The organism is uncultured Brachyspira sp. (assembly GCF_944390595.1).
In the GTDB taxonomy this organism is placed as follows: Bacteria; Spirochaetota; Brachyspiria; order Brachyspirales; family Brachyspiraceae; genus Brachyspira.
Window position 1 is genome coordinate 1 of record NZ_CALXRN010000211.1, and the last position, 6,664, is coordinate 6,664.

Sequence of the window (6,664 nt, forward strand, 5' to 3'; positions counted from 1 at the left end):
GTTATATTAATGGGCGGAGTTAATGATATATTTACTTACAAATCTTTAGAAAAAATAGAAGAATCATTTATAAATATAATAAATAAATCCAATGAAAATAATATTGAAATTATAGCTTTTACACCTATTCCGTTTATAAAAGAAGCATTTACATTTTTTGAAGCAAATAATTTAGATGAACTTGAAGATACTTTAAAAAAATATGTTAATTTTATCAATGAATATACAAAAATAAACGGTATAAAAAGCATAGATATATACAATATGTTTATAAATAATATCTTAAAAAATCATAATTATTATGATATATACTTTGACGGAGTTCATTTAAATGAAAATGGTCATAGTGTTTTTGCCTTAGAACTTTATAAAGCATTATCAGAAATCATTATAAAATAACTAAAATAATTTTTACAAAAAAATCCGATAATATTTACTAAAAATCATATAGAAAATATTTTATACTTTTCTTAAAATGAGGAAGAATTGATGTCAAATGCTAAGGCTATTAAAAATAATGATATAAATAATGTAACTGTAACAGAAAAAAATAAAATATTTGCTATAATTGCCCTTGTCATTTTAAGTTTTGTATTGGGAACTAGTGAATTTATAGTAGTAGCTATTTTAACAGATATTTCTACCAGTTTAAATATATCAATCACTCAGGCAAGCAGAATTATATCAATATTTGCTTTAGCATACTCTTTATGTTCGCCATTTTCCGCTGCTATTGCCGGAAAGTTTAACAGATATTACTTTATGATATTTGCAAGCATGCTGTTTGTATTAAGCAATTTCCTATGCTCAATGGCTGATAATTATATATTTTTGATTATTATGAGAATATTTACAGCTATAATATCCGGAGTTTTAATATCAGTATCAATATCGTTTATACCTTATATAGCAAAAAAAGAAAGCCGCGGTATTGTAGTAGCTTTGATTTATTCAGGATTCAGCATATCGTATCTTCTAGGTCTTCCTATAGGAACTACTATAAGCTATAATTTCGGATGGAGAGATTCATTTTTATTTATATCTATTTCAAGCATCATTACTATGGTTTTAATAGCTTTAACACTTCCTAGAAATACACCAAGATATAAAGTGAAGTTAATAGAGCAATTCATAATAGTAAAAGACAGCAGACTAATATTAAGCTCTCTTACTATATTATTCGGGGCAGCTTCATCTTATATAATTTATACTTATTTGAACCCTATTTTTATTGAATATGTACATGTACCTAATGACCGCATAAGCATAGCATTGTTTATATTCGGAATAGCTGTTTTATGCAGTACCTTGCTTTCGGGTAAATTAGCAGAAAAAAACGGAGTATATAAATTAAGATTTGTATTTATATTCCAGTTTTTATTTATGCTTGCTTCTCCTTACGCTTTTAATACGCAAATAGGTTCTGCTGTAATTGTATTTTCAGTAGGTTTTTCAATATATTTAATGACTTCTCCTGTGCAGATTAATATACTAAACTTTGTTGAAAAAGATTATCCGTCATGCCTTACATTATCTTCAGCTAATAATTCATTTTCTTTTAATTTAGGAGTAGCATTAGGTTCGTTTATAGGAAGTACAATTGTTGACAACTACGGCATGAAATGGCTTGGATTCGGAGGTGCTGTTATGGCAGTATTTGCCTTCATTTGTGTCGTTACCCTTCAACATAAAAACAATAAAAGATATAGATATACATGGACTACAAATATGGAATTATTAAATTCAAAAACAAAAGAAAATTTAAAAACAGCTTTTATTATAAAAAGTATAATAAGATGCAAGTATATGTATTATGCCGAAAAAGCCAGAGAAGAAGGAATGGAAGTATTGGCATCAGCTTATGAAAAAGCTGCTAGAAATGAACAGGAACATGGAAGATTATGGTTTGAACGCTATCACGGCATATTCTCAAAAGATGAAAATTTGAAAGATGCAATTATGAATGAATCTTATGAATCTAAAATAATGTATTTAAAGTTTGCTGAAACTGCTAAAAATGAAGGCTTTAATGATATAGCTGCTTTATTTGAACATGTTTCCAAAATAGAAGAAGGTCATAAAAGAATGTTTGAAAAATATTTAACGAGTGATAATGAAGAAATAAGCAAATGGCAATGCACAAAATGCGGCTATATGCATGATGATATTAATAAGCCTTCAAAATGTCCTATATGCGGATAATAACTAACTGAAATTAAAATATTTTATATTTATCTATATATATTCTGGCATCAGCACTATTAGCGAAACGATTAACTTTTAATTTATATATAATATCTATATAATCGGCATTTTCTAATTTATTCACTTCTTCTTCGCTGCTGTTCCAAATAACCGCACTTACATTTTTATTATTTTGGCTTAATTCCAATCTTAAATGAAGTTTATTATTTTTAGGCATTTTTTTTATTTCATTAATCTTTACTTTTTTAGACATAAATACAGGCTCTTCATTTCCGCTTCCATAAGGCTCAAATAATTCAAGCATGCCTGCTAGCTTCATATCAATATCATTAAAGCTCAATTCCATATCAAAAACATCTTCTTCTTTTTCTGTTTGGAAATTCTGAGACGATGCATATTTTATTATTTTGCTTGAAAACTTATCAAAATTTTCACTTTCCAAAGTAAACCCTGCTGCATTTTTATGTCCGCCGAATTTTATCAAATAAACTTTTGATGCCTCAAGCATATCTCTGGCATTGTCATCTCCCATGCTTCTTATACTTCCTACACAAATTCCAGATTCATTTTCATACATTATAACAGCAGTTTTTCCATATTCGCTTAAAACCTTTCCCGCTATTAATCCAGTTAAACCCTGCTCTATTTTATCGCTTTTTACTATAATAACAGGAAGAGAAAGACATTTATTTATTTTTATATACTCATTAACTATACTGAAATTAGATTCTGTTAAAGACTTTCTAGTTTCATTCATATTATAAACTTCCTGAGATAATGACACTGCCTCTTCCCTCAATTCTGAAGTAAGAAGTTTTAATGCAGTCTCAGGACTTCCCATTCTGCCGGCTGCATTAATAAAAGGTGCTAATTTCCAGCTTATAGCCTGAGTATCTATTTTAGTATTTAATAAATTTATTCTTTCCAACATAGCAGTATATCTAATATGAGTTGGATTTTCCAATTCTTTTAAAGCACATTTCACATAAGTTCTGTTTTCTTCTGTAAGAGGCACAACATCGGCAACCGTTCCAAATAGTACAAGTATTGATTTTTTACGTATATAATTTTGAAGATTGCTTTGACTTATATAAAACATTCTTCTAAATATTTCCATTTTTATTATTAAATCTCTATATTCAATATCATCATATTTATAAATATTAACATTAAGAGCCAAAGCAAAATCATTTAAAGTCTTTGTAGTTTTTATATTAACATTTCCATATTTAGAACCAAGCTGCAGAAGATCATAAACACCGTCATATTCAGGAAGATATATATCATATTTCTCATACAATGATAAAAGTCTTTTTAATCTGTCCTCTCCTCCAGTCAATACAAGTACAGTACCCTCTCCCTCAAACATATAACTTGCAAGCTCTTCCAATACCTCATCTTCGCTCATAAGTTCATCATAATAATCTATATAAATAGACTTATAGCAATTATTATCATTAACAAGCTCAAAACCAAATACATCATCGCTTGCAACAAAGTTTACAGATTTTAAAGCTCTGATTCTTTTTAAAGTATTTTTTGCTTTATCTATTTCATAATCCAATACTATTATATCTTTATTATAAAGCTTGGTATATGAAAAAACAAAGGCCTGCATAAGTTTGAATGCTACGGCACATCCTGAAAAATTTTTAGATGAAAATCCTGTATTATAAAGTTTAGGATTAAATATAGCATAAGCATTAGGAAGTATTTCCGGAATATCATGATGATCTGTTATGATAATATCAATAGACAAATCACGTGCAAATTCTACTTCATCTACATTTGATATACCGCAGTCTACAGTTATTATAAGACTTACCCCGGAATCAGCATATTCTTCTATAACAGTTTTGGAAAGTCCGTACCCTGTTTCATGATTAGGTACAAAAGCTTCAACATTTTTTGTAACTACTTTTAATGTATTATAAATTATGGAAGCTGCTGTAATTCCGTCAGCATCTTTATCTCCATATACAAGTATCTTTTCATCATTATTTATAGCTTCTTTTATTCTATCAACAAATACATTTACATCTTTTATATCAAATGGGTTTGAAAGAGAATATATATCCTGAAAGAAAAAATTGAAAATATCATTTTTTGATGTAATTCCTCTTAATTTTAATAATTCCTTTATAACAGGATGCAAATTATCTATATCTTTAATCATATTTTTCACTTATATTAATAGTATTTAATCTCAAATAGTATATTTTATTTATGATATTCTTTCAAGTACTATTAATATTAAGTTAAAACATAAAAATTTAAAAAAATAAAATATCCGTATATCATTTTTTTTATAATAATATATTATTTAACTAAAGGGACGCTTATAATTAGTGTCCCTTTTTTTTACAGAAATTTGTTTGTTTAGAAGGTAAAAAAAGATTATGACTATTTTAGTTTATTCAATGCCGTTTTTAATTTATTTATGTTCAAGCATATTTAGTACCGTTTTAGTTATTAATGCTTCTATGTCAGGAGCTAATCCATTTTTTATATCATTACTAGGCGTTTCATACGGTACAGGCATGATGGTATCTGCCGGAATTTTTTCTAAATTTAAAATTCCAAAAGCGATATATCCAAGGTTATTATATATTCAGGCATGCACGCAAGTAGTAATATCCATTTTTTCTTTATTATATCTTCCAAATGAAATGGCATTATTATATTCTTTTTTATTCGGAGCAAACACTACGATATTTTTTGTATGCTTTCAATCCTTATTAGACAGCGTTTCTAAAGATTTACCTATAAGAATAAGCAGCGGACTTTTTATATTCTCATGGACATTGGGACTTGCTGTAGGGCCTATTATAACAGGATTCATATATAAATTAAATCCAAATATAGGATTTGTTATAGTTATAGCAATGAGTATATTAATATTCGTTTTTTTCTATATGTCAAGGCATTTGCATTTCAAATCCAAACGTCATAAATGGGAAGAACCTTTTATGAGAGCTCCTAGATATAAAGTATATATAGGATGGCTCATCATATTTGTAGGGGCTGCTGTTTTACATACATTAAGATTTATGTTCTTAGACTATGGTATAAAACAAGTTGGATTATCAGAATCTATTGCAGGAATCTTAGTAGGAAGTTTATCAGGATTTATGGCTATAGGTTCTTTAATCAGTGCTTTTTATTTAAGATTTTTGGAAACGAAAAGAGTATTTACTATTGTAGGATTATTTACTCCGGCTGCTCTTACTTTAATTCTTATTACTAAAAACTTTTGGATATTTTTACTTTCATTTATGTTTTTAGGATTTGTAAGCGGATTCGGATATTTCTTCGGGCTTTATTATGCATTAGCTGACCAGGAAAATGCCTCAAACAATGTTGCTGTTAATGAAACTTTAACAGGCATTGCTGCTTTAATAGTACCTTTTATTGTAGGTTACTTGGCTTCTAATTTTTCATATTTTATAGCTTTCTTATTTATGATGATAGTTTCTCTTATATGTTATTCTATAGCTGTTAATATAATGCTTCAGAAAAAAAGAACCGCTTTAATAAAAGAGAAATTTAGAGCATTAATGAAAAAAGCAGATGAAAAATACGAAAATACACAGCAAAATTAAAACATTATTAAACTGCTTCAACATTTCTAGTCGCTATAATATCAGTACCAGCAGCATTGTGAAGTATAATGTCCCCTATATGAATAGGAGCATTAACTTCTACATCTTTTAAAGCCTCCAAACATTCATTAATTCTTGATTTATCTATAAGCTCTTTAGTTTTTACAGGAAGCATTTTTAAATTTCCATTTTTTACTTTCACTATAGAAGTAACCATTCTCACAGGACGTACAACTTCATCTCTGGCATAAGCGTCGCCTCTTTTACATGTATTGCCGCTTACACTTAAAACATTACTGCCTTCTAACTCTACAGACAAAGCACATCCCATAGGACAGCATATACAAGTTAATTCCTTTTTTTCCATATTAATTACTTCCTTATTTTTTGTTTTTTATATTAAGTTAATTAAATAAACTCAAATCATACATCATATTTTTAAGCATTATTTCAATTCTTGGCATATGTTCTGCTATGGTAAAGCCGACAATTTCTTTCTCTTTTGCAATATCATTTATTATTCTTACTGCTTCGTTTATCTTCATTCCATTAGGAGAAACACCTACAGCAGCTATTATCTCATTAGGATCAAGCACATCCAAATCAAAATGTATTAAAACTTTAGAAGCATTGCATTTCTTAAGCCAATTTATTATGCCTTCACTTGAAGAAGAAGTTTCATCAGGAGCAAAATGAGGTATGTTATATTCCTTCTGTCTATTTTTTATTTCATCTCTTTCCCAATCTCTAAGCCCTACAAATAATATTTTATCAGCGGAAATTCTGCTTGGAAGTATAGAGCTTATCTCTTTATCAACATTACCCATACAAGCACTAACAGCCATAGCATGATATCC

The 6,664-nt window shown here is 28.3% G+C and carries 6 protein-coding genes; 3 read left to right on the forward strand and 3 right to left on the reverse strand.

Annotation, left to right across the window (positions count from 1 at the left end):
• Positions 1-399 (forward strand): SGNH/GDSL hydrolase family protein (locus Q0J90_RS12670; protein ID WP_297278255.1); only part of this gene is annotated, 399 nt, incomplete at its 5' end.
• 90 nt (positions 400-489) lie between these two features.
• On the forward strand, positions 490-2,202 hold the full coding sequence (locus Q0J90_RS12675; protein ID WP_367173891.1) for an MFS transporter: 1,713 nt from the start codon (positions 490-492) through the stop codon (positions 2,200-2,202).
• A gap of 13 nt (positions 2,203-2,215) precedes the next feature.
• Here Q0J90_RS12675 and recJ read toward each other — a convergent pair whose 3' ends face one another.
• On the reverse strand, positions 2,216-4,381 hold the full coding sequence (recJ, locus tag Q0J90_RS12685) for a single-stranded-DNA-specific exonuclease RecJ (protein ID WP_297278256.1): 2,166 nt from the start codon (positions 4,379-4,381) through the stop codon (positions 2,216-2,218).
• 223 nt (positions 4,382-4,604) lie between these two features.
• Between recJ and Q0J90_RS12690 the strand changes: the two genes are divergently transcribed.
• Positions 4,605-5,807, forward strand: coding sequence for a sugar MFS transporter (locus tag Q0J90_RS12690; RefSeq protein ID WP_297278257.1), 1,203 nt, complete (start codon positions 4,605-4,607; stop codon positions 5,805-5,807).
• 7 nt (positions 5,808-5,814) lie between these two features.
• On the opposite strand, the gene Q0J90_RS12695 is transcribed toward Q0J90_RS12690, so the two are convergent.
• Positions 5,815-6,174 (reverse strand): DUF1667 domain-containing protein, encoded by a 360-nt coding sequence (locus tag Q0J90_RS12695; RefSeq protein ID WP_297278258.1) that lies wholly within the window; start codon positions 6,172-6,174, stop codon positions 5,815-5,817.
• Positions 6,175-6,211: 37 nt separating this feature from the next.
• On the reverse strand, positions 6,212-6,664 hold a 453-nt coding region (locus Q0J90_RS12700), incomplete at its 5' end, for an arginase family protein (protein ID WP_297278259.1).